General features: G+C 71.3%; 20 protein-coding genes, 1 pseudogene and 1 riboswitch. Of the genes and pseudogenes, 10 read left to right on the top strand and 11 right to left on the bottom strand.

Annotated features, from left to right (window positions below; translation table 11 throughout):
- Nucleotides 1–3: 3 nt before the first annotated feature.
- Nucleotides 4–546: a hypothetical protein gene (locus tag AB0F11_RS07700; RefSeq protein ID WP_362169458.1), complete on the bottom strand. Its 543-nt coding sequence runs from the start codon at nucleotides 544–546 to the stop codon at nucleotides 4–6.
- Nucleotides 547–981: 435 nt separating this feature from the next.
- On the opposite strand from AB0F11_RS07700, the gene AB0F11_RS07695 reads away from it, so the two are divergent.
- Nucleotides 982–2,115 (top strand): glycosyltransferase, encoded by a 1,134-nt coding sequence (locus AB0F11_RS07695; RefSeq protein WP_362169456.1) that lies wholly within the window; start codon nucleotides 982–984, stop codon nucleotides 2,113–2,115.
- On the opposite strand, the gene AB0F11_RS07690 is transcribed toward AB0F11_RS07695, so the two are convergent.
- Complete coding sequence (locus AB0F11_RS07690; RefSeq protein WP_362169515.1) at nucleotides 2,112–3,161, bottom strand: aldo/keto reductase; 1,050 nt, start codon at nucleotides 3,159–3,161, stop codon at nucleotides 2,112–2,114. The genes AB0F11_RS07695 and AB0F11_RS07690 overlap by 4 nt on opposite strands.
- Nucleotides 3,162–3,293: 132 nt before the next feature.
- Entirely contained in the window at nucleotides 3,294–5,081 is a 1,788-nt protein-coding gene (thiC, locus tag AB0F11_RS07685) for a phosphomethylpyrimidine synthase ThiC (protein WP_362169454.1), read from the bottom strand.
- Nucleotides 5,076–5,220, bottom strand: a riboswitch (TPP riboswitch). Its footprint overlaps the gene before it by 6 nt.
- 148 nt (nucleotides 5,221–5,368) lie before the next feature.
- Here thiC and AB0F11_RS07680 point away from each other — a divergent pair.
- Nucleotides 5,369–6,715, top strand: a complete 1,347-nt coding sequence (locus AB0F11_RS07680; protein WP_362169452.1) for a YibE/F family protein — start codon at nucleotides 5,369–5,371, stop codon at nucleotides 6,713–6,715.
- A gap of 6 nt (nucleotides 6,716–6,721) precedes the next feature.
- Here AB0F11_RS07680 and AB0F11_RS07675 read toward each other — a convergent pair whose 3' ends face one another.
- The 4 genes from AB0F11_RS07675 to AB0F11_RS07660 form a co-directional block, all read right to left on the bottom strand.
- Nucleotides 6,722–7,171 (bottom strand): SsgA family sporulation/cell division regulator, encoded by a 450-nt coding sequence (locus AB0F11_RS07675; RefSeq protein WP_362169450.1) that lies wholly within the window; start codon nucleotides 7,169–7,171, stop codon nucleotides 6,722–6,724.
- Between the two features lie 97 nt (nucleotides 7,172–7,268).
- A complete protein-coding gene (locus AB0F11_RS07670) occupies nucleotides 7,269–8,015 on the bottom strand; it encodes a helix-turn-helix domain-containing protein (protein WP_362169448.1) in 747 nt (248 codons plus the stop codon).
- A gap of 296 nt (nucleotides 8,016–8,311) precedes the next feature.
- The gene (locus AB0F11_RS07665; RefSeq protein WP_362169446.1) at nucleotides 8,312–8,548 is read right to left on the bottom strand and encodes a DUF5326 family protein; all 237 of its coding nucleotides are present in this window, start codon (nucleotides 8,546–8,548) and stop codon (nucleotides 8,312–8,314) included.
- A gap of 190 nt (nucleotides 8,549–8,738) precedes the next feature.
- The gene (locus tag AB0F11_RS07660) at nucleotides 8,739–9,056 is read right to left on the bottom strand and encodes a cupin domain-containing protein (RefSeq protein ID WP_362169444.1); all 318 of its coding nucleotides are present in this window, start codon (nucleotides 9,054–9,056) and stop codon (nucleotides 8,739–8,741) included.
- Nucleotides 9,057–9,145: 89 nt separating this feature from the next.
- Here AB0F11_RS07660 and AB0F11_RS07655 point away from each other — a divergent pair, with 89 nt between their 5' ends.
- From AB0F11_RS07655 to AB0F11_RS07635, 5 genes are all read left to right on the top strand, one after another.
- Nucleotides 9,146–9,526 carry a phage holin family protein gene (locus AB0F11_RS07655; protein WP_362169442.1) on the top strand — a complete coding sequence of 127 codons (381 nt, stop codon included), beginning with the start codon at nucleotides 9,146–9,148 and terminating at the stop codon, nucleotides 9,524–9,526.
- A gap of 58 nt (nucleotides 9,527–9,584) precedes the next feature.
- Nucleotides 9,585–10,028 carry a low molecular weight protein-tyrosine-phosphatase gene (locus tag AB0F11_RS07650; RefSeq protein WP_362169513.1) on the top strand — a complete coding sequence of 148 codons (444 nt, stop codon included), beginning with the start codon at nucleotides 9,585–9,587 and terminating at the stop codon, nucleotides 10,026–10,028.
- Complete coding sequence (locus AB0F11_RS07645; protein ID WP_362169440.1) at nucleotides 10,025–11,224, top strand: cystathionine gamma-lyase; 1,200 nt, start codon at nucleotides 10,025–10,027, stop codon at nucleotides 11,222–11,224. Before AB0F11_RS07650 ends, AB0F11_RS07645 begins: the two co-directional genes overlap by 4 nt.
- A gap of 195 nt (nucleotides 11,225–11,419) precedes the next feature.
- Nucleotides 11,420–12,337, top strand: a complete 918-nt coding sequence (locus AB0F11_RS07640; RefSeq protein ID WP_362169438.1) for a LysR family transcriptional regulator — start codon at nucleotides 11,420–11,422, stop codon at nucleotides 12,335–12,337.
- A 60-nt stretch (nucleotides 12,338–12,397) separates the two neighbouring features.
- Nucleotides 12,398–12,877: an NUDIX hydrolase gene (locus AB0F11_RS07635; RefSeq protein WP_362169436.1), complete on the top strand. Its 480-nt coding sequence runs from the start codon at nucleotides 12,398–12,400 to the stop codon at nucleotides 12,875–12,877.
- A 25-nt stretch (nucleotides 12,878–12,902) separates the two neighbouring features.
- Here AB0F11_RS07635 and AB0F11_RS07630 read toward each other — a convergent pair.
- Together AB0F11_RS07630 and AB0F11_RS07625 are read right to left on the bottom strand one after the other, a co-directional pair.
- Nucleotides 12,903–14,015: pseudogene (locus AB0F11_RS07630) on the bottom strand (globin domain-containing protein); the annotation flags it as partial.
- A 212-nt stretch (nucleotides 14,016–14,227) separates the two neighbouring features.
- On the bottom strand, nucleotides 14,228–14,878 hold the full coding sequence (locus tag AB0F11_RS07625; RefSeq protein WP_362169434.1) for a haloacid dehalogenase-like hydrolase: 651 nt from the start codon (nucleotides 14,876–14,878) through the stop codon (nucleotides 14,228–14,230).
- 160 nt (nucleotides 14,879–15,038) lie between these two features.
- Between AB0F11_RS07625 and AB0F11_RS07620 the strand changes: the two genes are divergently transcribed.
- Complete coding sequence (locus AB0F11_RS07620; protein WP_362169432.1) at nucleotides 15,039–15,926, top strand: GNAT family N-acetyltransferase; 888 nt, start codon at nucleotides 15,039–15,041, stop codon at nucleotides 15,924–15,926.
- Between the two features lie 13 nt (nucleotides 15,927–15,939).
- The gene (locus AB0F11_RS07615; RefSeq protein WP_362169430.1) at nucleotides 15,940–16,401 is read left to right on the top strand and encodes a GNAT family N-acetyltransferase; all 462 of its coding nucleotides are present in this window, start codon (nucleotides 15,940–15,942) and stop codon (nucleotides 16,399–16,401) included.
- A gap of 101 nt (nucleotides 16,402–16,502) precedes the next feature.
- Here AB0F11_RS07615 and AB0F11_RS07610 read toward each other — a convergent pair whose 3' ends face one another.
- The gene (locus AB0F11_RS07610; protein ID WP_362169428.1) at nucleotides 16,503–17,888 is read right to left on the bottom strand and encodes a serine hydrolase domain-containing protein; all 1,386 of its coding nucleotides are present in this window, start codon (nucleotides 17,886–17,888) and stop codon (nucleotides 16,503–16,505) included.
- A 10-nt stretch (nucleotides 17,889–17,898) separates the two neighbouring features.
- Nucleotides 17,899–19,374 (bottom strand): replicative DNA helicase, encoded by a 1,476-nt coding sequence (gene dnaB, locus AB0F11_RS07605; protein ID WP_361903800.1) that lies wholly within the window; start codon nucleotides 19,372–19,374, stop codon nucleotides 17,899–17,901.
- Nucleotides 19,375–19,809: 435 nt separating this feature from the next.
- Between dnaB and AB0F11_RS07600 the strand changes: the two genes are divergently transcribed.
- On the top strand, nucleotides 19,810–21,147 hold the full coding sequence (locus AB0F11_RS07600; RefSeq protein ID WP_362169426.1) for an MATE family efflux transporter: 1,338 nt from the start codon (nucleotides 19,810–19,812) through the stop codon (nucleotides 21,145–21,147).
- Nucleotides 21,148–21,298: the final 151 nt, after the last annotated feature.

Raw genomic sequence — 21,298 nt, 5'->3', positions numbered from 1 at the left:
GCCCTAGTGGTTCCTGGGGGCTCCTTGCAGGGTGTCTGCCTTGAACCCCTTCGCGCGAAGAGCGCCCGTGGCCGGGCCGGTCAGCTGGGTCCACCCCTCGTCCCAGGTGAATTGGCCGTTGATGTCCCCGTGCGTCTGGAAGACCCGGCCGTCGGTTGTCAGCACCCTGACGTACGCGTCGTTGCCCTGGGCATGGATCCCGACGCTGCAGGCGAACCCCAGGGGGAATCCGGGGTTGTCCGCGTTCGTCAGGTCCTGCCAGGCGATGTTCCCGCCGAGCGTGGTCGACTCGCCGACAAAGGCGCGGCCGTTGAACAGCGCTGTACTGAAGGACCTGGTATCCGATGGCGCGTAGCTGTCGATGTCGTTGCAGGGCGCGCTGGCTCCCGTCGCACCTGTGGCACCCGTGGTGCCCGTGGCGCCGGTCGCACCCGTAGGGCCGGTCGGGCCCGTGGGACCCGTCGCGCCCTTGTGCCCTCTCGGTCCGCGCGGGCCCGTCGGGCCGACCTTGCACTTGTCGCCACCGGCAGGCTGCGCCTGCTCCATCGCCTTCTTCCCCGTGGACGGCCCGCAGTAGTCGCCGCCGTCCGGCGCCACCACGGACCCCGCGGGCCGCGGTGCGACCGCCGCGGCCGGAGCCGCGATGCCCGTCAGAACCAGCGCCAGAGACGCGAACGTGCCTCCGGCCAGCCAACCGGCCCGACGGGGCAAGGGCCCCAGGGGGGATCGGGACCTGTCCTCAGAACTCATGTACCGCTCCTCGCGCACACCGGATCGAATGTTTCGGCGAAGTCCGCACACAGGCGCAGACTCCGCGGGCCATCCTGAAGAGCCCTTCCCGCCACACCGGTCCGGCTCGCAGGCGTGTCAGCGGAACGGACCAGTAAACGCGGCCACTTGGCGGTGTCGTACCAGCCCACCGGGTCGCCGTACGGCGTGCCGCCGGTACCCCGGCCGGCCGTATCCCTAGGGTCGGCGGCCGTGAAGCCGACCATTTGCCTCTGCATGATCGTGAAGAACGAATCCGCCGTCATCGAGCGCTGCCTGGCCTCGGTGCGCGACCTCATCGACACCTGGGTCATCTCCGACACCGGTTCCACGGACGGCACCCAGCAGCTGATCCGCGACGCCCTGGCGGGGATCCCCGGCGAGCTGCACGAGGAGCCGTGGACGGACTTCGGCCACAACCGCAGCCTCAACATCGCCCATGCCCGCGGCAAGGCCGACTACCTGCTGCTCCTCGATGCCGACCACGTCCTGCGCAGCGAGGGGCCGCTGCCCCGGCTCGGAGCACAGTCGTACATGCTCCGCCACGAGGGGGCGACCGAGTACCGCATCAAGCGCCTGGTCCGCGGCGACCTGCCCTGGCGGTACGAGGGCGTCACGCACGAGTACCTCACCTGCGACCGCCCAGGCGAGTTCGAGCCTCGCCCGGGGGTGCAGGAGAACCTCGACGCGCTCTTCATCGAGGACCACGCCGACGGCGGCTCCCGGCACGACAAGTTCGAGCGCGACGCCCGCCTGCTCAGCGCGGAGCTCGAGCGGGATCCGTCCAACACCCGGACGGTGTTCTACCTCGCCCAGACGATGCGCGACATGGGCGACATCCAGGAGGCGATCCGGCTCTACGAGCACCGGGCAGAGATGGGCGGCTGGCCCGAGGAGGTCTACTGCTCCCTGCTCCAGGTCGGCGTCCTGGCCGCCGATTCCGGGGACTGGCCGGCAGCCATGGACGCCCTCACCCGCGCCTGGGAGTCGCGGCCCAGCCGCCTGGAGGCCTGTTACGAACTGGCCTCACGGCTGCGGATGCTGGGCCGCCACCACGCCGCCCACGCGATCACCTCGGCCGTCCTGGACCGACCCGCCCCGGACGACCTGCTGTTCATGCACCCGTGGGTCTACCGGTGGGGGCTGCTCTTCGAGCACTCCATCACCGCGTACTGGGTCGGCGACATGGAGGCCTCGCTGAACGCCTGCGACCGGCTGCTGGCCCTGCCCGACCTGCCCGAGCCCTACCGGCGCCAGACGGAGACCAACCGCGGCTACACCCTGGCCCGCAGCGGTTCCTCCATCCCTGTTTCACGTGAAACATCGAAGCGCAGGGCAAAGGCCTAGCCGGCGGCGCGCTCCCCCCGGGGCCGTCGGCGCAGCGCGGCATCGGCCAGGGCCGGCGGAAGCCAGACCCCGTCGGGCCGGTACAGGTTCGTCCCCGGCGGCACGATCGCGTCGATCCGGTCGAGCGCGGCGTCGTCGAGCACCACGGAGGCGCCCTTGAGGAGCGACTCCAACTGGTCCATGGTTCGCGGGCCGATGATCACCGACGTGACCGCGGGGTGCGCGACGGGGAAGGCGACGGCCAGCTCCGGGAGGGTGCAGCCGATCCCGTCGGCGAGCTCGACGAGCTGCTCCACGGCCTCCAGCTTGGCGACGTTGCCGGGGATCGCCGGGTCGAAGCGGGCCGGTGTCAGCGCGGCCCGGCCCGAGGTCAGGTCGACGGGGCCGCCGAGGCGGTACTTGCCGCTCAGGAAGCCCGAGGCGAGCGGGCTCCAGGTGAGCACCCCCATCCCGTACCGCTGGGCCACGGGCAGGACGTCGGCCTCGATCCCGCGCGCGAGGATCGAGTACGGCGGCTGCTCGGTCCGGAACCGCGGCAGGGCGCGGCGCTCGGCGGTGTGGTGTGCCTCGACGATTTCTTCCGCGGGGAAGGTCGAGCAGCCGAAGGCCCGTATCTTGCCGGCCCGCACCAGGTCGCCGAGGACGGACAGGGTCTCCTCCACGTCCGTCGTGTGGTCGGGCCGGTGCACCTGGTAGAGGTCGATCCAGTCGGTGTCCAGCCGCCGCAGGCTGTCCTCCACCGCGCGCACGATCCAGCGCCGCGAGTTGCCGCTGCGGTTGCGTCCCTCGCCCATCTGGAAATGGACCTTGGTGGCGAGCACGACATCGTCGCGCCGTCCCTTGAGGGCCTTGCCGACGATCACCTCGGACTCGCCCGCTGAGTACATGTCCGCGGTGTCGACGAAGTTGATGCCCCGGTCGAGCGCGGCATGGACGATCCGCACGCAGGCGTCGTGGTCGGGGTTGCCCACCGCCCCGAACATCATGGTCCCCAGACAGTGCGTGCTGACTTCCATGCCGGTCCGGCCCAGGCTGCGGTATCTCATGGTCATGGGCCCGCACTCTAGGAGCTGGAGCACACTCGAGCGCAAGCCTCTTTCCACGGACCGAGGCCGCGGACGGCGCTCCGGGGAAGCCCCCTCTACCTCCCCGGAGCGGTGCGCCCGCGGCGCTGCGGGTCAGTCCGCCAGCGGGAGGTAGACCCGGTTGCCGCTCGCAGCGAACTCGGCGGACTTCTCCGCCATGCCCGCCTCGATCTCCTCGGCCTTCAGGTCGCCGCCGTGCTCGCGGCGGATGTCCTGGGAGATCTTCATCGAGCAGAACTTCGGACCGCACATGGAGCAGAAGTGCGCGGTCTTCGCCGGCTCGGCCGGGAGGGTCTCGTCGTGGAACTCGCGGGCCGTGTCCGGGTCGAGGGCCAGGTTGAACTGGTCCTCCCAGCGGAACTCGAACCGCGCGTCCGACAGGGCGTCGTCCCACTCCTGGGCGCCCGGGTGGCCCTTGGCCAGGTCCGCCGCGTGGGCCGCGATCTTGTACGTGATGACGCCGGTCTTCACGTCGTCGCGGTTGGGCAGGCCCAGGTGCTCCTTGGGCGTCACGTAGCAGAGCATCGCGGTGCCCCACCAGGCGATCATCGCGGCGCCGATGCCGGAGGTGATGTGGTCGTACGCCGGGGCGACGTCCGTGGTGAGCGGGCCCAGCGTGTAGAACGGGGCCTCCTCGCAGATCTCCTGCTGGAGGTCGATGTTCTCCTTGATCTTGTGCATCGGGACGTGGCCCGGGCCCTCGATCATCGTCTGGACGTTGTGCCGCTTGGCGATCGTGTTCAGCTCGCCCAGCGTCTTCAGCTCGGCGAACTGCGCCGCGTCGTTGGCGTCCGCGATCGAACCGGGGCGCAGGCCGTCACCCAGCGAGTACGTCACGTCGTATGTCGCGAGGATCTCGCAGAGCTCCTCGAAGTTCGTGTAGAGGAAGTTCTCCTTGTGGTGCGCCAGGCACCAGGCGGCCATGATCGAGCCGCCGCGCGAGACGATGCCCGTCTTGCGGCGGGCGGTCAGCGGCACGTACGGCAGCAGCACGCCGGCGTGGACCGTCATGTAGTCGACGCCCTGCTCGGCCTGCTCGATGACCGTGTCCTTGTAGATCTCCCAGGTCAGCTCCTCGGCCTTGCCGTCGACCTTCTCCAGCGCCTGGTAGAGCGGCACGGTGCCGATGGGCACGGGGGAGTTGCGCAGCACCCACTCGCGGGTGGTGTGGATGTTGCGGCCGGTGGAGAGGTCCATGACCGTGTCGGCGCCCCAGCGGGTGGCCCAGGTCATCTTCTCCACCTCCTCCTCGATGGAGGAGGTGACGGCGGAGTTGCCGATGTTGGCGTTGACCTTCACCAGGAACTTCTTGCCGATGATCATCGGCTCGATCTCCGGGTGGTTCACATTGGCCGGCAGCACCGCGCGGCCTGCGGCGATCTCCTCGCGGACGACCTCGGGGGAGACGTTCTCGCGGATCGCGACGTACTCCATCTCCGGGGTGATCTCACCGCGGCGGGCGTACGCGAGCTGAGTGACGGCCTGGCCGTCGCGGCCGCGGCGCGGCAGGCGCGGGCGGCCGGGGAAGACCGCGTCGAGGTTCTTGAGGCCACCGCGCGGCGAGGTGTGCTTGATGCCGTCGTCCTCGGGGCGCACGGGGCGGCCCGCGTACTCCTCGGTGTCGCCGCGGCCGATGATCCAGTTCTCGCGCAGCGGCGGCAGGCCGCGGCGCACGTCGGTCTCGATCTGCGGGTCGGTGTACGGCCCGGACGTGTCGTAGAGCGTCACGTCCTTGCCGTTGGTGAGGTGGACCTGGCGAACCGGCACCCGGATGTCGGGGCGGGAGCCCGCCACGTAGCCCTTGTGCCAGCCCGGCTGGCGCTCGGTCCGGCCGTCGGCGTCCTGGCCGACGGCAGGCGTGCGTGCGTCCTGAATGGTCATGAGACCTGATCTCCCTACGCCGGCATTACCCGGTAACAGGTTCGGCGGTCGACGCAGCCTCTTCCCTACGCGTGCCGTGCGCGCGTACGGTGATCAGCGTCCTCTCAGCCCGGTGCTCCGAGCTCCCGCGTTGTGCAAAGGTGCCCCCACGCTAGCGTTATCTGTGGCGTGCTGAACAGTGGGCGCCCCTCATCTCTTGCGATGATCGGTCGGTGACGTCCTCGCCGCATCTTCCCTTCAAGCCCTCCGAGCCCCCTGACCACGGCCGTGCCGGTGGTCATGACCACGTGCCCGGAACCGGGCACGGAAACGGGAACGGCCACGGCCACGGCCACGGCCACGGCCATGCGCACGGTCACAGCCACGGCCACGGGCCGGCGGCGCCCGTCTCGATGCACCTGCGCAAAGTCATCGCGGCCGTCCTGATCCCCTTCGCCGCCGCCGTCTTCATCGGCATGGCGGTGCTCTGGCCGGGCGGCGCCCCGTCCCACGAGCGCTCCGGCGTGGGGTTCGACCGCCAGACCCAGCAGGGCAAGGTCGTCGCCCTCGAACACGTCGACTGCAAATCGGTGAACGCCTCTCAGGTGCCGCCCACGGGCAGCACCGCGACCCCGGAGGGCCGCGAGGCGGTGGCTTCGCAGACGGGCGAGTGCAAGAAGGCGACGATCGAAGTCGGCACCGGACCGGACAAGGGGCGCACCTTCTTCGAGATCGTCCAGCCGGGCGCCCCGCGGCAGCTGGCCAACGGCCAGGAGGTCGTCGTCGCGTACGCACCGGACGCGCCCCGGGACCTGCAGTACTCCGTGATCGACGTGAACCGCAAGCTGCCGCTGGCGCTGCTCGCCGGCCTGTTCGCGGTGGCGGTGGTCGTCGTCGGGCGGATGCGCGGCATGTTCGCGCTGATCGCCCTGGCCGTCAGCTTCGTCGTGCTGACCCTGTTCATCCTGCCGGCGATCCTGCAGGGCTCGAACCCGCTGGTCGTCGCGGTCATCGGGGCGAGCGCCATCATGCTGATCGCGCTCTACATGTGCCACGGGCTGACCGCCCGGACCTCGGTCGCTGTGCTCGGCACGCTCGTCTCGCTGCTGCTGATCGGGCTGCTGGGCTCGCTGTTCATCGACTGGGCGTTCCTCAGCGGCAACACCGACGACAACACGGGGCTGATCCACGGGCTCTACCCGGGCATCGACATGAGCGGCCTGCTGCTTGCCGGCGTCATCATCGGATCGCTCGGCGTGCTCGACGACGTGACGGTCACCCAGACCTCGGCGGTCTGGGAACTGCACCAGGCGGACCCGTCGATGGGGCCGCGCGCCCTGTACCGGGCTGCCATCCGCATCGGCCGCGACCACATCGCCTCGGTCGTCAACACGCTGGTGCTGGCCTACGCCGGCGCGGCGCTGCCCCTGCTGCTGCTGTTCTCGATCGCGAACAGCAGCATGGGCTCGGTGGCCAACAGCGAGCTGGTCGCGGAGGAGATCGTCCGGACCCTCGTGGGCTCGATCGGACTGGTGGCCTCCGTGCCGGTGACGACGGTACTGGCGGCGCTGGTGGTCTCCGCCGACCGGCCCGGCGTCCCGGCCCCAGCCGGTCCGGCGCGCGGCGGGCGGGGCCGGCGGCGGCGCAAGCGCTGATCCTGCTCAGCCCGCGTTCTGCTCGTTCTGCCGCGCCTCGGCCAGGATCCGGTCGAGCGCCTCGTCGAGGCTCCCCTCGAAGTCGCCGAGGCTGCGCTCCTGGCCGAGCGGAACGAGCCGGTCGGTACGGTCGAGGAAGGCGACGAGCGGGGCCGCGCCGGCCCGGAACAGGGCCCGGTCGCCGCCGACCTGCAACCGGATGTGCACATCGGACAGTTCCTCGGAGGAGGTCGGTGCGATGTGCACATCGCCGTCCCCACACGGCTTGTTGATGCCGTCGAGGAGGAGCTCCCTGCCGAACGCCCAGGTCACCGGCGCGTCTCCGGGAAGGTGGAAGGTCAGGCGGACCGCGTAGGGGTCACGGGCGTCGTACCGGAGCTCCACCGGGATCCGGAACGAGAGCTCCTCGGAAACGAGGAAGCTCATCATGACCTCTGCCTGCACCGACTCGCGCATTGCCTACCCCGCTGTTGTGGAAGTGGCCAGGAATGACCCCCCAAGACCCTCTTGACAAGAGTGGTGGAAGCGCTGGCGGATCACAAGGAGTGAGTTTTCAGATACTGATAGAGAAGGAAAGGGTACTCAACAGCGCGCCTACTTCACTCCGTAGTCGATTGACCACACAGGGCAATCGCGCTTCCTGGTGCAAGGGGAGAGAAATGGCCATCGCGGCCGCGGTGTCCCCCGCCGTGATCGGGATGGCCGCACAGACCGTGCCCAGCGCGTACTCCTGATGCTCCATGACGGGCTGCATCCGCCCCAGGGAGGCGATCCGGGCTTCCAGGGCGCGCTGGTCCCGCACGGTGTAGGCGGTGATGGCCTCGACCGGATGGCGGTCGTAGTAGTCCTTGCGCGTCGCCTCGTCGAGCTGCGCCAGCAGGCACTGCCCGATCGCGTGGGCGTGGCCCGTCGCACGGAAGTCGGCCCATTCCTCGACGGCCGGATCGGCCGGGGTGTCCGAGACGCCCACGACCTCGATCTCACCCTCGCGGAACACCGCGAAGTAGACGGGTGCCCCGACGGCATCGCGGAAGTGGGCGAGGGAGTCGAGGATCATGCTGCGACGTTTCTGCTGCAATCCCCCGCCCGCCAGCCGGCCGGCGGCGTCCCCGAGCACGAAGACCCCGCTCTCGCGCCGCAGATAGCCCTCGTGCGTGAGGGTGCGCAGCAGGTGGTACGCGGTGGGGAGCGGGAGCCCGGCCTCACGGGCCAGCTGTTTCGCGGGTGCTCCGCCGCTGTGGGACCCCGCGGCTTCGAGCAGCCTCAACGCCCGCTGGACCGAACCGATCAGTGTCGGCACACCGGCATTGTGAACCGAAGACAAAGCACACCCCCAGGCGTGGCGGCGGGCTTCGGGCACCCGCCCTGCGGGGGCCGCCCCCGCACATGCCGTGGGTCCCCTGGGGTCGCACTCGGCCGTGCTCGGTAGAGCCGCGTTCACGGCGGCATTACCGGTGCTCAGGGCCAAGGGAACGGCACAGATTGCCACTGTATCGGCCGATTCCGCACTGCGAGCGGTTCAGCGGCCGGCGTTCCCCCACCCGGGTGAGTCCGGGAAGCGCCCGCACCGGGCCGGTGCCGCCCGGCCCACCCGGCCTACCACTTGTCGTACGAGGACTTCGTGCTGCTCCCGCTGCTCCCGGCGAACTTCTTCACCAGGAAGACCAGGGCGCCGACCAGGGCGACGAAGAGCAGCAGCTTGAAGACGAACCCGATCAGGGCACCGAGGATGCTCGTGATGACGCCGCCGAAGACGAAGACCACCAGCAGCGGGACCGCAACCCACTTCACCCACCAGGGCATCCCTGCGAACGTCTCCCGGATACCGTCCATGTCCTCGACCTCTTCTCGCTCGGATCTCGCTCGGATTGCGCTCGGATTGCGCTCGGTTCGCGCTCGTGGCGCGTTTTCCTGGTTCCGATGCTAGGAGGCCGCGTCGCGCGGCGGGGGCCCGCAAGCCCCCGCCCTCCCCTGATCCGCCCCCTAGGGGGACCGGGGCCCCGACCCTCAGCCGGCGGGCCGGTCAGGCCTCCGGCGGGGAGAACACCACCAGGACCTTCAGGTCCTCGGTGATGTGGTGGAACTTGTGCGGCACTCCGGCCGCAACGTAGACGACGCTGCCGCGGGCCACCGTCGTCGTCTCCTCCCCGACCGTGATCGACGCGCGGCCGCTCACGACGAAGTACACCTCGTCCTGGCGGTGCGGCTGCTGCGGGTCGCTCTGGCCGGCATCGAGCGCGTACAGCCCGACCGACATGTTCCGCTCGTGCAGGAACTGCAGGTAGGCGCCGTCGTTCGCGAGCCGCTCCGCCTCGAGTTCGTCCAGCCGGAAGGCCTTCATCTTCGTTGTGCCCCTCGTGTTCTCGCGGTCCCGGGCATCCGCTGATCTGCTGATGTCCCACCGGGATCTTCTCTGCCACGATCAGACACATGACCAATTTCGTAGTCAAGACGCTCGCCAATGCGGCGGCTCTGGCCGTCGCCATCTGGCTCCTCGCCGGCATCACACTCGACGACCAGTCCTCCCTGGGGCGCCGGGCCCTGACCCTGATCCTCGTCGCGCTGGTCTTCGGCCTGGTCAACATCGTCGTCAAGCCGATCGTGAAGTTCTTCTCGCTGCCGCTGTTCATCCTCACCCTGGGCCTGTTCACACTCGTCGTGAACGCCCTGATGCTGCTGCTGACGTCCTGGCTGGCCGAGCAGCTGGACCTCAGCTTCCACGTCGACGGCTTCTGGACCGCGGTCCTCGGCGGCCTGATCATCTCCGTCGTCTCCTGGGCCGTGAACCTGGCCCTGCCCGACAAGAGCTGAGCGGCCCGCCGTGTACCGCGTGTGCTTCGTCTGCACCGGCAACATCTGCCGCTCCCCCATGGCCGAGTCCGTCTTCCGCGCCCAGCTCGCCGAGGCCGGCCTCGACGGCCTGGTCGAGGTGGACAGCGCCGGAACCGGTGGCTGGCACGAGGGGGACCGGGCCGATCCGCGCACCGTCCTGGTCCTGGAGGCCGCCGGGTACGAACAGGACCACCGTGCCCGGCGGTTCCGGGCCTCCTGGTTCGCCGCCCTCGACCTCGTGATCGCCCTCGACGCGGGTCACCTGCGGGACCTGCGGGCCATCGCACTCACCCCCGAGGACGCCGCCAAGGTCCGCCTGCTGCGGTCCTACGACCCGGCGGCCACGGCCGCGGAGGCCGACGTACCGGATCCCTACTACGGCTCCCTCGACGGGTTCGAGGAGTGCCTGCGGCTCGTCGAGGCGGCCAGCCGGGGCCTGCTGGACGCCGTACGCGAGGCCCTGAAGGAGCACACCGCATGACCGACGACCGCGAAACCGCCGCCGCGGCGGGCACCGCCGAGACCCTCCCCGACGCCGCGCCCCTCCCCCTGGGCGAGGGCACCCGGGCCGTGCGGGCCGGACTGCCGGCCCCCGTCAAGAACGAACCGCCCCTGCCCGGGCCGGTCTTCGCCGCCCACTTCCACCTCCCGGGCGACGTCGAGGGCCCGTACACCTACGGCAGGGACACCAATCCGACCTGGACGCTGCTGGAGCGGGCCATCGGGGAGCTCGAGGCCCCCGGCCGCGACGGCGTGGACACGGTGGTCTTCGCCTCCGGCATGGCCGCAGTCTCCGCCGTCCTGCTGTCCCAGGCGCGCACCGGGGACACCGTCGTCCTCCCCGACGACGGCTACCAGGCCCTGCCGCTGCTCCGGGAGCAGCTGGAGGCGTACGGGATCCGCGTGCGCACCGCCCCGACCGGCGGCGACGCCCAGCTCGGCGTCCTCGGCGGCGCCCGGCTGCTGTGGATCGAGACCCCGTCCAACCCCGGCCTCGACGTGTGCGACATCCGGCGCCTGGCCGAGGCCGCGCACGCCGAAGGCGCCCTGGTCGCCGTCGACAACACCCTCGCCACACCGCTCGGACAGCGGCCGCTGGAACTCGGCGCGGACTTCTCCGTGGCCAGCGGCACCAAGGGCCTGACCGGCCACGGCGACCTGCTGCTCGGCTACGTCGTCTGCCGCGACCCGGAGCTCGCCGCGGGCATCCGCCGCTGGCGCAAGATCATCGGGGCCATCCCGGGCCCCATGGAGGCCTGGCTCGCCCACCGCTCCCTGGCCACCCTCCACCTGCGCGCCCGGCGCCAGTGGGCCAACGCCCTGGCCGTCGCGCAGGCGCTGGCGGGCCGCGGCGAGGTGGCCGGACTGCGCTACCCGGGCCTGCCCGCGGACCCGTCCCATCCGACGGCCGCCCGGCAGATGCAGGGCTTCGGCTCGGTGGTCTCCTTCACGCTGCCCGACCGCGCCCACGCCGAGCGCTTCCTCGCCGCGTTGCACCTGGTCGAGGACGCCACCAGCTTCGGCGGCGTACGGTCCACCGCCGAGCGGCGCGGACGGTGGGGCGGCGACCCGGTGCCGGAGGGCTTCATCCGGTTCTCCGCCGGGGCCGAGGATCCGGAGGACCTGGTCGCGGACGTGCTGCGGGCCCTGGACTCCGCGGGCGCAGGCCCTTCCTGAGCCGGGCCTCCTGAGCCGGGCCGCCCACGCGAGGGCGGTCCGAGCCTCCCCCCTAGTGGCTCGGACCGCCTCGGGTTCCCGCGCGAAGAACCACGCGGTCAAGGCTAGTTGACTCTGCGTCAGAGTCCAATCACCGTAACGACAGGGGCCTATCGACATATTTATAGTTGAAGGCCCCCACGGAGAGGGGCCCTCATGGACCTGGCCCTGCTGCGCACCTTCGTCGCCGTGCACCGGGCCGGCTCGTTCACCCGGGCCGCGGCCCTCCTCGGGCTGTCCCAGCCTGCCGTCACCTCGCAGATCCGCACCCTCGAACGCCAGCTCGGGCGGCCCCTGTTCCACCGGCGGGCCCGCGGAGTCACCCCCACCGCCGTGGGCGACGAGCTCGCCCACAAGGCCGCCCCGCACCTCGACGCCCTGCTCCGGATCACCGAGGCGGAACGGGAGGCGGCCGGCGCCTCGCGCACCCTGCACCTCGCCGGTCCCCCCGAATTTCTGTGCCTGCGCGTCCTGCCGGCGCTCGCACCCCTCGTCGGCCAGGGCCACACCCTGCGGACCGCCCTGCAGACCGGCGCCGAGGAGACCCTCGACGGACTCGCCGCCGGCCACCACGACCTCGTCGTGACCACCGCCCGCCCGCGCGGCGGGCTCTTCGCGGCCACCGCCCTGTGCGACGAGGAGCACGTACTGGTCGCCGCGCCCTACTGGGCGGCCCTGGTCGACCCGGACCGGCTGCGCGACAAGGACCCCGCCGCCCTCGACGGCATCCCGCTCGTCGAGGTGCACGAGAGCCTGCCGCTCGTCACCCGCTACTGGGCGTCCGTCTTCGAGACCCGCCTCGAGGCCCGCCCCGAGACCCGGCCCGATGCCGCCACCGTGGTCGTGCCCGACCTGCGGGCCGTGCTCGCCTGCGTCCGGGCCGGCGCGGGGCTCGCCGTCCTGCCCCGCTACCTGTGCCAGGAGGCCCTCGACCGCGGACAGGTCGTCGCCCTGCTGGAACCGCCCGTACCGCCGCTGCGCACCTGGTTCCTCGTGGTGCGCACCGGGAGCCTGGCCCTGGCCCACCTGGCCCGCGCCCACGAGAGGCTGCTGCGCGCCGCGGCGCACTGGTGAGCATTCCGGTTTCGGACCGTGGCGCGTTTCGGAAGGGGAGTCCTGGGCCACTCTTCTCCCATGACCGAACGTCCTGTGGTCAAACGCACCGCCCGCGCGATCCTGCTCGACGGTGACGACCTGATCCTCATCAAGCGCACCAAGCCCGGCGTCGACCCGTACTGGCTCACCCCCGGCGGCGGGGTCGAGCCCACGGACGCCACCGTCGTAGAGGCCCTCCACCGGGAGGTCCACGAGGAACTCGGCGCGAAGATCACCGATGTGGTGCCCTGCTTCGTCGACACCGTCGAGCACATCGCCGACGGGGGAGTGACCGGAGTGAAGGTGCAGCACTTCTTCGTGTGCCGCCTCGCGTCCATGGACCCCGGCCAGCGGCACGGTCCCGAGGTCGACGAGCCACAGGGCGAGTACGAGATCGTCCGCGTGCCGTTCAGCCGGGTGGGCATCGCCGCCGTCCACCTCGTCCCGCTGTCGCTGCGCCACTACCTGGACGCCAACATCGAGGGCGTGCGCGCCATGCACGCGCCCGACCTGGGCTGAGCCCCGGCCGGACCGGCCGCCGGCGTCAGCCGGCGGCGCCCACCAGCTCCTCCACCGCGTCGTAGCGGATCCGCTCGCGCGGGATCCCGATCCGCTTGAGCTCGTCCACACCGCTGCGGATCATCGCCGGCGGGCCCGAGATGAAGGCGTCGTACGAGCTCCACGGCCCGTGCTCACCGACCGCCTGGGGCAGCTGCCCCGCCAGCCCCTCGCCGATCACCGGGCGTACCGAGAGCCACGGGTGCGAGCGCTGGAGCCCCAGCAGGGTGTCCTTGTCGTACAGGTCGCCGTCGGTGCGCGCGCCGAAGAACACCTCCACCGGACGGCGCTCGCCGTGCTCGGCCACGTCCTCGATCAGGGCCTTGATGGGGGCGATCCCGGTCCCGCCGCCCAGGCACAGCATCCCGTTGTCGGTGCTGTGGTCCACCACCATCGAACCGGCCGGCGGCCCGAGCCGCAGCACGTCGCCGGGACGGGCGTGGCGGACCAGGGCGTTGGAGACCCAGCCCGCCGGCACGGCCTTGACGTGGAAGGAGAGCAGGCCGTCGGCGCGCGGGGCAGAAGCGAAGGAGTAGTGCCGCCACACCCGCGGCCACCAGGGGGTCTCCAGGCTCGTGTACTGGCCCGCCAGGAAGGCGTACGGCTGGTCGGGGCGGACGGTGATCACCGCGATGTCGGGGGTGCGCAGGTCGTGCGAGACCACCTCCGCATGCCACCACGCCGGAGCCTTCTGCTCGTCCTCGGCCGCCGCGTCGATCATGATCTGCGAGATCGCCGTGTACGCCCGCACCCAGGCGGCCTGCGTCTCGGGCCCCCAGGTGTGCTCGGCGTACCGGGTGAGCGCCCCGATCAGGGCCTCGCCCACCACCGGGTAGTGCTGCGCCACCGTGCCGTACTTGCGGTGCCCGGTGCCCAGCCGCCGCAGGTACGGCACGAGCACGTCCGGGTTGTCGATGTGCTCGGCGGCGGTCAGCAGCGCCTTCAGCAGCCGGTCGCGCTGCGCGTCCATCGCGGCCGGGAACATGCCGCGTATTTCGGGGTGCCCCGTGAACACCAGGGCGTAGAAGTACGAGGTGACCTTGTCGGCGACGGGTGCGATCTCCTCGAGCGTCCGGCGGATGAGCACCGCATCGGGGGAGGGCTCGGCCGGTCCGCCCCCGGACGGTATCCGGGCCGTCGCTCTGGCCGATCTGGTGGGCGGAGCGTCCATGCGGTGCCTCGCTTCGGGCATCTCGGTCGGTAAGCACGCCACGGCCTCAGAATCCGTGGTTCCGGGGCTCACAGCCTGCCAGCCGACCCCACCGCCCGCGGGGGAATGAAGAAAGTCCGCGTTTCGAACCCACTTTCCTCCTAAGATGCCTCAACTCCCGGACGTGCCGCAGGCACCAGCTGATATGCCTCCCGCAGGTCGCGCCCCTCGTAGACATGGGTCGCGCACTCCGCCAGAGCGGGCCGCGCGTTGACCGCCACCGACACCCCCACCGCTTCGAAGAGCACCGCGTCGGTCGCGGAATCCGCGTACGCGACACAGTCGGTCCTGGTCACCCCGAACCGGGCGCACAGCCGGTCCGCGACCGTGACCTTGTCCTTCGGCGTAAGGATCCCGCTCACGTCCACCGGCCGGGTGAACGGCACCTCCGGGAAGACCGAGCCGTGGGCGGCATGCGCGCCCCACTCCAGCAGCAGCTCGACGAAGAACGAGGGCGACAGCGAGATCACCGCGCAGTAGTCCCCCCGCTCCCGGATCTCCTGCCACACGTCGCGGATGCCCGCCAGCCAGGGAGATCCGTCGAAGGCAGCCCGGACGTGTGCGGGCGTCAGCTCCGCCCACAGGGCGTGCACCGCCACGGAGAACTGCTGCGGGCCGATCTTCCGGGCCCCGAACGCCCGCTCCAGCTCGGCGATCTCTGCATCGAGGCCCAGCTGCCGGGAGATCTCCGCCGGCGCCGCCGAGCCGTACATCAGTGTGCCGTCGAGGTCGAAGAGGTGCAGACGCGTCATGGCAGTCGAGGCTATCCCGCCCGGCGTTTCCCTCGACGCACCCCCCAGCCGTGGCCGGGGCACATCGGGCGACGTTTCACGTGAAACATTCGGCGGTGGGGCGCCGAACATCCGCCGAATTCCCCTGGACGCCCTCCACTCGCTGATCCAATCTGGGCCGGTGACACCACCACACCTCACCGACCTGCCGATCCGTGCGCTGACCGTGGAAGACCTCCGCCACTGCGCCGACCTGTCCGAAGACCGCGGGTGGCCGCGCGAGGACCACAAGTGGGGGCTCCTCCTCGCCGCCGGCAACGGCTACGGCATCGATGCCCCCGATGGGATCGGGCTCGCCGCCGCCTGCGTCGTCACCTCCTACGGCTACCCGCACGCCGGTCCGGAGCTGGCCGCCATCGGGATGGTCCTCGTCGCCGCGCGATACGCCCGCCAGGGCCTGGGCCGCCGCCTGATGACACACGTGTGCGATGGCGTGCTCAAGGGCGTCCCGCTCACCCTCCATGCCACGCCGAACGGCCGGCCCCTCTACGAGGAGCTCGGCTTCCACACCACCGGCCGGGCCGAGATGCTGCTCGGCTCCTTCCGGCCCGATCCGGCGGCGCCGGAGCCGGACGCCGTCGAAGTCCGGCCCGCGACCGCCGAGGACATCCCGCGGATCCTCCGCCTGGACACCGAGGTCTTCGGCACCGACCGCACCCACATGATCACCCGGCTCCCCGCCTTCGCGGACCGGCTGCTCGTCGCCGAGGACGCCGCCGGCGTCCTCACCGGATACGCGGCCATCTGGCCCAACATGGGGACGCATGTCATCGGCCCGCTGATCGCCCGGGACACCGCGGGCGCCCGGGCGCTCGTCACCGCACTCGCCGCCGCAACCGACCGCCCCCTGCGCACCGACATCGACGTACGCCACGAGGAGCTGGTGGCCTGGCTGAAGGAGCGCGGCCTGGAGTCCGTCGCCTTCAACGCCGTCATGACCCGAGACCTCCCCGGACTGCCCGGCGACTGGACCCGCCGCTGGGCTCCGCTCACCGTGGCCGCCGGCTGAGAAAGGAGCAGTCATGCCCGACCCCGCCGAGCTGTCCATCCGCCCCGCCACCGAGGAGGACCTGCCGGCGATCGTCGCCCTACTGGCCGACGACCCCCTCGGCGCCACCCGCGAGTCGCCGGGCGACCTCGCCCCGTACCGCGCGGCTTTCGCGCGCCTGGCCGGCGACCCCCACCAGCACGTCGTCGTCGCGGTCCGCGACGGCCGCGTCGTGGGCACCCTGCAGCTGACCGTCGTTCCCGGCCTGTCGCGCAAGGGCGCGACCCGCTGCGTCATCGAGGGGGTCCGCGTTCACGCCGACGAACGCGGGAGCGGCCTGGGCACCCGGTTCATCGAATGGGCGATCGACCGGTCCCGGAAGGAGAACTGCCAACTGGTGCAGCTGACCTCGGACATGAGCCGCACCGACGCCCACCGCTTCTACGAGCGGCTCGGCTTCACCGCCTCCCATGTCGGGTTCAAGCTCGCGCTCTGACCGCCGTGCGGAAGGCCGGGCCGCCGCCCGGGGCCCGGCCGGCGATCGGGAGGATGCGTGCCGCCTCCCCCTGATCGCCACCGCCGACCGCCGCCACCGGCTCAGCCGATGCCCCGCCAGCCCTCCGGGTCCACCCCGCCGGGCACCGGGGCCTGCGGGTCGTAGGGCTCCCGGGTGAACACGAACGACGCCAGGTCGAGGTGGCTCACCGTGCCGTCGGGCCGCCGAACCGCCCGCAGCGTCTCCCCCGCGTAGTAACCGGACAGGCCCAGCCAGGTGCCGTCCGGCTGCGCGCGGAAGGCCGCCGAACGGCCCAACGCGCCCACCGGGCCCATTTCGAGCCGCCCGTCCGACACCAGCCGCACCACGTGGGCGGCCGTTCCCCAGTACCAGGGTCCGCACAGCTCCAGGGCGACCGGCTCCGCCTCGGTGAACGGCTTCCACGGCGCCGGGAAGCGGGGCTCCCCGTCGGCCACGATGCCCACCAGGTCGGCGGCGACCGTCGCGGCCGGCAGCCCGGAGGTGCAGTTGGCCAGGACCACCGCCGCCACGTCGTCCGCCTCGCTCGTCCACAGGCCCGCGACGAACCCCGGCAGCGAGCCGCTGTGGCCCGCGAGCCGGCGCCCGCCGCTCTCGGTCAGCTGCAGCCCGAGCCCGTACCCGAACTCCGCCAGCCCGCGCTCCGGGGGCGCCGCGGAGGTGGCCATCTCCCGGACCGTGCGCGCGCCGAGCACGCGCTCGTCGCCGTGCATCAGGAACCGGGCGAACGCCGACAGGTCCCGGGTCGTGGACCACAGCTGCCCGGCGGGTGCCATCAGCCCCAGGTCCTCGAGCGGTTCGGGCATCATCACATCGGCCCACGGGTGGACGGCCCAGCCACCCGCGTGCGGGGCCTGCGGCTGCGCGGACGTACGCTCCAGCCCCAGCGGCTCCAGCAGCTCCTCGCGCAGCACCTCTTCCCAGGGCCTGCCGCGTACGGCCTCCACGAGTGAACCGAGCAGCGTGTAGCCGGGGTTGGAGTAGTGGAAGCGCCTGCCGGGCTCGAAAGCGAACGGCTGCTCCCCCAGGACGTCGGCGAGTTCGGGGCGGGAGGAGCCCGGGGTGCGCTCCCACCACTCGCCCGGCGTCTCGGCTGCCAACCCGCCGGTGTGGGCCAGCAGCTGTCCGACGGTCATCTCACCGACGCCCGTACCCGGCAGGTGCTTCTCCAGCGGGTCCCCGAGAGCCAGCAGGCCCTCGTCGCGCAGCCGCATCACCAGGACGGCGGTGAACGTCTTGCTGATCGATCCGATCCGGTACTGCACGTTCCCGTCCGGACCGTGGCCCTCGACCGAGGTCCGGGACCCCTCCCAGACCAGCTCCCCGCCGCGCGAGACGGCAGCGACCACCGAAGGCGCCCGCCCCTCGCTCTGGGCGACGGCGATCCGGTGGCGCAGGGCACGCCGGGTGGAGGGCAGTAGTTCCAGGTCTTCATCCAGGGCATCCATGCCCGGGATGCTACGTGTTGGCCATGTCGACGAACCGCGAATAATGGCCCTGGAAGGCGACCGTGATCGTCGCCGTGGGGCCGTTACGGTGCTTCGCCACGATCAGGTCGGCCTCGCCCGCGCGGGGGGACTCCTTCTCGTACGCGTCCTCGCGGTGCAGCAGGATCACCATGTCGGCGTCCTGCTCGATGGAGCCCGACTCACGCAGGTCGGAGACCATCGGCTTCTTGTCGGTGCGCTGTTCGGGGCCACGGTTCAGCTGGGACAGCGCGATCACGGGCACCTCGAGCTCCTTGGCCAGCAGCTTGAGGTTTCGGGACATGTCCGAGACCTCCTGCTGGCGGCTCTCGGGCCGGCGCGCGCCGCCCGACTGCATCAGCTGGAGGTAGTCGATGACGACGAGGGCGAGGTTGTTGCGCTGTTTGAGGCGCCGGCACTTCGCCCGGATCTCCATCATCGACAGGTTGGGGGAGTCGTCGATGTACAGCGGGGCGGCGGAGACGTCCGGCATCCGGCGCGCCAGGCGGGTCCAGTCGTCGTCGGTCATCGTGCCGGAGCGCATGTGGTGCAGCGCCACGCGGGCCTCTGCGGACAGCAGGCGCATCGCGATCTCGTTGCGGCCCATTTCGAGGGAGAAGATGACGCTCGGCAGGTTGCTCTTGATGGAGCAGGCGCGGGCGAAGTCCAGCGCGAGCGTCGACTTGCCCATGGCGGGTCGGGCGGCGATGACGATCATCTGGCCCGGGTGGAGTCCGTTGGTCAGCGAGTCGAGGTCGGTGAAGCCGGTCGGGACGCCCGACATCTGGCCGCTGCGCGAGCCGATGGCCTCGATCTCGTCGAGCGCGCCCTCCATGATGTCGCCGAGCGGCAGGTAGTCCTCGGACGTCCGCTGCTCGGTGACGGCGTAGATCTCCGCCTGGGCGCTGTTGACGATCTCGTCGACGTCGCCGTCGGCCGCGTACCCCATCTGCGTGATCTTCGTGCCCGCGGCGACGAGGCGGCGCAGGACCGCCCTCTCGTGGACGATCTCCGCGTAGTACTCGGCGTTCGCTGCGGTCGGGACCGACTGGACCAGGGTGTGCAGGTACGAGGCCCCGCCGACCTTGGCGATCTCGCCGCGCCGGGTCAGCTCCGCGCCGACCGTGATCGGGTCGGCCGGCTCGCCCTTGGCGTACAGGTCGAGGATGGCCTGGTAGATGGTCTCGTGCGAGGGCCGGTAGAAGTCGTGGCCCTTGATGACCTCGACGACGTCCGCGATCGCGTCCTTGGAGAGCAGCATGCCGCCGAGCACCGACTGCTCGGCGTCGAGGTCCTGCGGCGGTACGCGCTCGAAGCCGCCGCCGTCCCAGGAGCCGCCCTCGCGGCCGCGCTCGTGCTGCTCGTCCCCACGGCCCCGGCCCTCGCCTCCACGGCGCGAGCGGGTGGGCAGACGGTCGCCCGGACCGCTGTCGGCCCAGGGGTCGTCCATGGGCTCGGGCATACTCACCGGGCCGCCTCCTCCCGTCCGCGGACGCGGACCTCGCCGTGCGACTCTTTCTAGAGCACGGCTCTGACATTTGGGACACCCGAACCGGCGGTCGCCGAGTCGGGCAACGCACAACGGTAGGGCCGACGGCGACGTCAGCCAATCTTGTTATCCACAGGCTGTGTGGATGAGATGTGGACGACGGACCCCAAGCTGTGGGTAACTCGCCGGAAGCTGTGCACGGACCGGGGGACGGCGCTGTGGACAAAATCACCAGACCCACCCCTCAACCCCTCCTGACCTGTGTTTTCTTTCTCCACGGCCTGTGGGGGAGAAAATTCTCGGCCGCCTCTTCGAGTTCGCCTCCAACGAGGTGTCGGGACGACGTGAACCAGCTCATAGGTAAGGATCCTAATGTCCTTGCACCTATTACCTGTGGAAGATTAGATTGAGCGCATGACACAGGCCACCGAACCGCTGAAGGCTGCCCCGAGACGGCACGACCGCGAGATCCTCGCCCTCGCCCTCCCCGCGTTCGGCGCCCTCGTGGCCGAGCCACTCTTCGTGCTGGCCGACAGCGCCATCGTGGGACACCTGGGCACCCCCCAGTTGGCCGGCCTCGGCATCGCCGCCGCCCTGCTCACCACCGCGGTGAGCGTCTTCGTCTTCCTCGCCTACGCCACCACCGCGGCCGTCTCCCGCCGCGTCGGGGCGGGAGATCTCAAGGCCGCCATCCGCCAGGGCATGGACGGCATCTGGCTCGCCCTGCTGCTCGGCGCCGCCGTGATCGCCTTCGTCCTGCCGACGGCACCGTGGCTGATCAACGCCTTCGGAGCCTCCGACGCCGTCGCCCCGTACGCGGTCACCTACCTGCGGATCTCCGCCCTCGGCATCCCGGCCATGCTCATGGTCCTGGCCGCCACCGGCGTCCTGCGCGGCCTCCAGGACACCCGTACGCCCCTGTACGTCGCCGTTGCGGGCTTCGCCGTCAACGCCGGTCTGAACGCCGCCCTCGTCTACGGCGCCGGCCTCGGGATCGCGGGATCCGCCTGGGGCACGGTCATCGCCCAGTGCGCCATGGCGGGCGCCTACCTCGTCGTGGTCGTCCGCGGGGCCCGCAGGCACGGAGCCTCGCTGCGCCCCGACGCGTCCGGGATCCGGGCCTGCGCCCAGGCCGGCGTGCCACTGCTGGTCCGCACGTTGTCCCTGCGCGCCATCCTGATGACCGCGACGGCCGTGGCCGCCCGTCTCGGCGACGCGGACATCGCCGCCCACCAGATCGTGCTCTCCCTGTGGAGCCTGCTCGCCTACGCCTTGGACGCGATCGCCATCGCAGGCCAAGCCATCATCGGCCGCTACCTGGGCGCCGGCGACACCAAGGGGGCCGAGGCCGCCTGTCGGCGCATGGTGCAGTGGGGCATCGCCTCCGGCATCGTCCTCGGCGCGCTCCTGATCGCGGCCCGCCCGCTCATCGTTCCGCTCTTCACGACCGACCCCCTCGTGGAGCAGGCGCTGCTGCCCGCCCTGCTGGTCGTGGCGGCCTCCCAGCCGGTGTCCGGCGTGGTCTTCGTGCTCGACGGGGTCCTGATGGGCGCGGGGGACGGCCGCTACCTCGCCTGGGCCATGCTGGCGACGCTGGCCGTCTTCGCCCCCGCCGCCCTGCTCGTACCGGCCCTCGGCGGCGGACTGACCCTGCTCTGGTGCGCCATGACCCTGATGATGCTGGTCCGGCTGGTCACCCTCCAGCTGCGTTCCCGCTCCGGCCGGTGGCTGGTCGCCGGAGCCACGCGCTGAGCTCGCGGCCCGACGGCGGGGGCAGGACCGCGTTTCACGTGAAACATCCCCCCGCCCCCTGCCATGTTTCACGTGAAACACGAATCCGGCCCCGACAACGACGGCCCCACAACGACGAAGGGCCACACCCCTGGGGGGTGCGGCCCTTCAT

The organism is Streptomyces sp. NPDC032472 (assembly GCF_040636955.1).
In the GTDB taxonomy this organism is placed as follows: domain Bacteria; phylum Actinomycetota; class Actinomycetes; order Streptomycetales; family Streptomycetaceae; genus Streptomyces.
The sequence above is the reverse complement of the archived record's forward strand: the minus strand, read 5'-3'. Positions and strand labels throughout refer to the sequence as shown.

What these genes read in the sequence shown, in the direction of transcription:
- AB0F11_RS07700 (WP_362169458.1), bottom strand. Translation starts at nt 546, where the DNA reads ATGGAGCAGGCGCAGCCTGCCGGTGGCGACAAGTGCAAGGTCGGCCCG.
- AB0F11_RS07690 (WP_362169515.1), bottom strand. Translation starts at nt 3,161, where the DNA reads ATGAGATACCGCAGCCTGGGCCGGACCGGCATGGAAGTCAGCACGCAC.
- thiC (WP_362169454.1), bottom strand. Translation starts at nt 5,081, where the DNA reads ATGACCATTCAGGACGCACGCACGCCTGCCGTCGGCCAGGACGCCGAC.
- AB0F11_RS07675 (WP_362169450.1), bottom strand. Translation starts at nt 7,171, where the DNA reads ATGCGCGAGTCGGTGCAGGCAGAGGTCATGATGAGCTTCCTCGTTTCC.
- AB0F11_RS07665 (WP_362169446.1), bottom strand. Translation starts at nt 8,548, where the DNA reads ATGGACGGTATCCGGGAGACGTTCGCAGGGATGCCCTGGTGGGTGAAG.
- AB0F11_RS07660 (WP_362169444.1), bottom strand. Translation starts at nt 9,056, where the DNA reads ATGAAGGCCTTCCGGCTGGACGAACTCGAGGCGGAGCGGCTCGCGAAC.
- AB0F11_RS07655 (WP_362169442.1), top strand. Translation starts at nt 9,146, where the DNA reads ATGACCAATTTCGTAGTCAAGACGCTCGCCAATGCGGCGGCTCTGGCC.
- AB0F11_RS07650 (WP_362169513.1), top strand. Translation starts at nt 9,585, where the DNA reads ATGGCCGAGTCCGTCTTCCGCGCCCAGCTCGCCGAGGCCGGCCTCGAC.
- AB0F11_RS07645 (WP_362169440.1), top strand. Translation starts at nt 10,025, where the DNA reads ATGACCGACGACCGCGAAACCGCCGCCGCGGCGGGCACCGCCGAGACC.
- AB0F11_RS07640 (WP_362169438.1), top strand. Translation starts at nt 11,420, where the DNA reads ATGGACCTGGCCCTGCTGCGCACCTTCGTCGCCGTGCACCGGGCCGGC.
- AB0F11_RS07635 (WP_362169436.1), top strand. Translation starts at nt 12,398, where the DNA reads ATGACCGAACGTCCTGTGGTCAAACGCACCGCCCGCGCGATCCTGCTC.
- AB0F11_RS07625 (WP_362169434.1), bottom strand. Translation starts at nt 14,878, where the DNA reads ATGACGCGTCTGCACCTCTTCGACCTCGACGGCACACTGATGTACGGC.
- AB0F11_RS07615 (WP_362169430.1), top strand. Translation starts at nt 15,940, where the DNA reads ATGCCCGACCCCGCCGAGCTGTCCATCCGCCCCGCCACCGAGGAGGAC.
- AB0F11_RS07610 (WP_362169428.1), bottom strand. Translation starts at nt 17,888, where the DNA reads ATGGATGCCCTGGATGAAGACCTGGAACTACTGCCCTCCACCCGGCGT.
- AB0F11_RS07600 (WP_362169426.1), top strand. Translation starts at nt 19,810, where the DNA reads ATGACACAGGCCACCGAACCGCTGAAGGCTGCCCCGAGACGGCACGAC.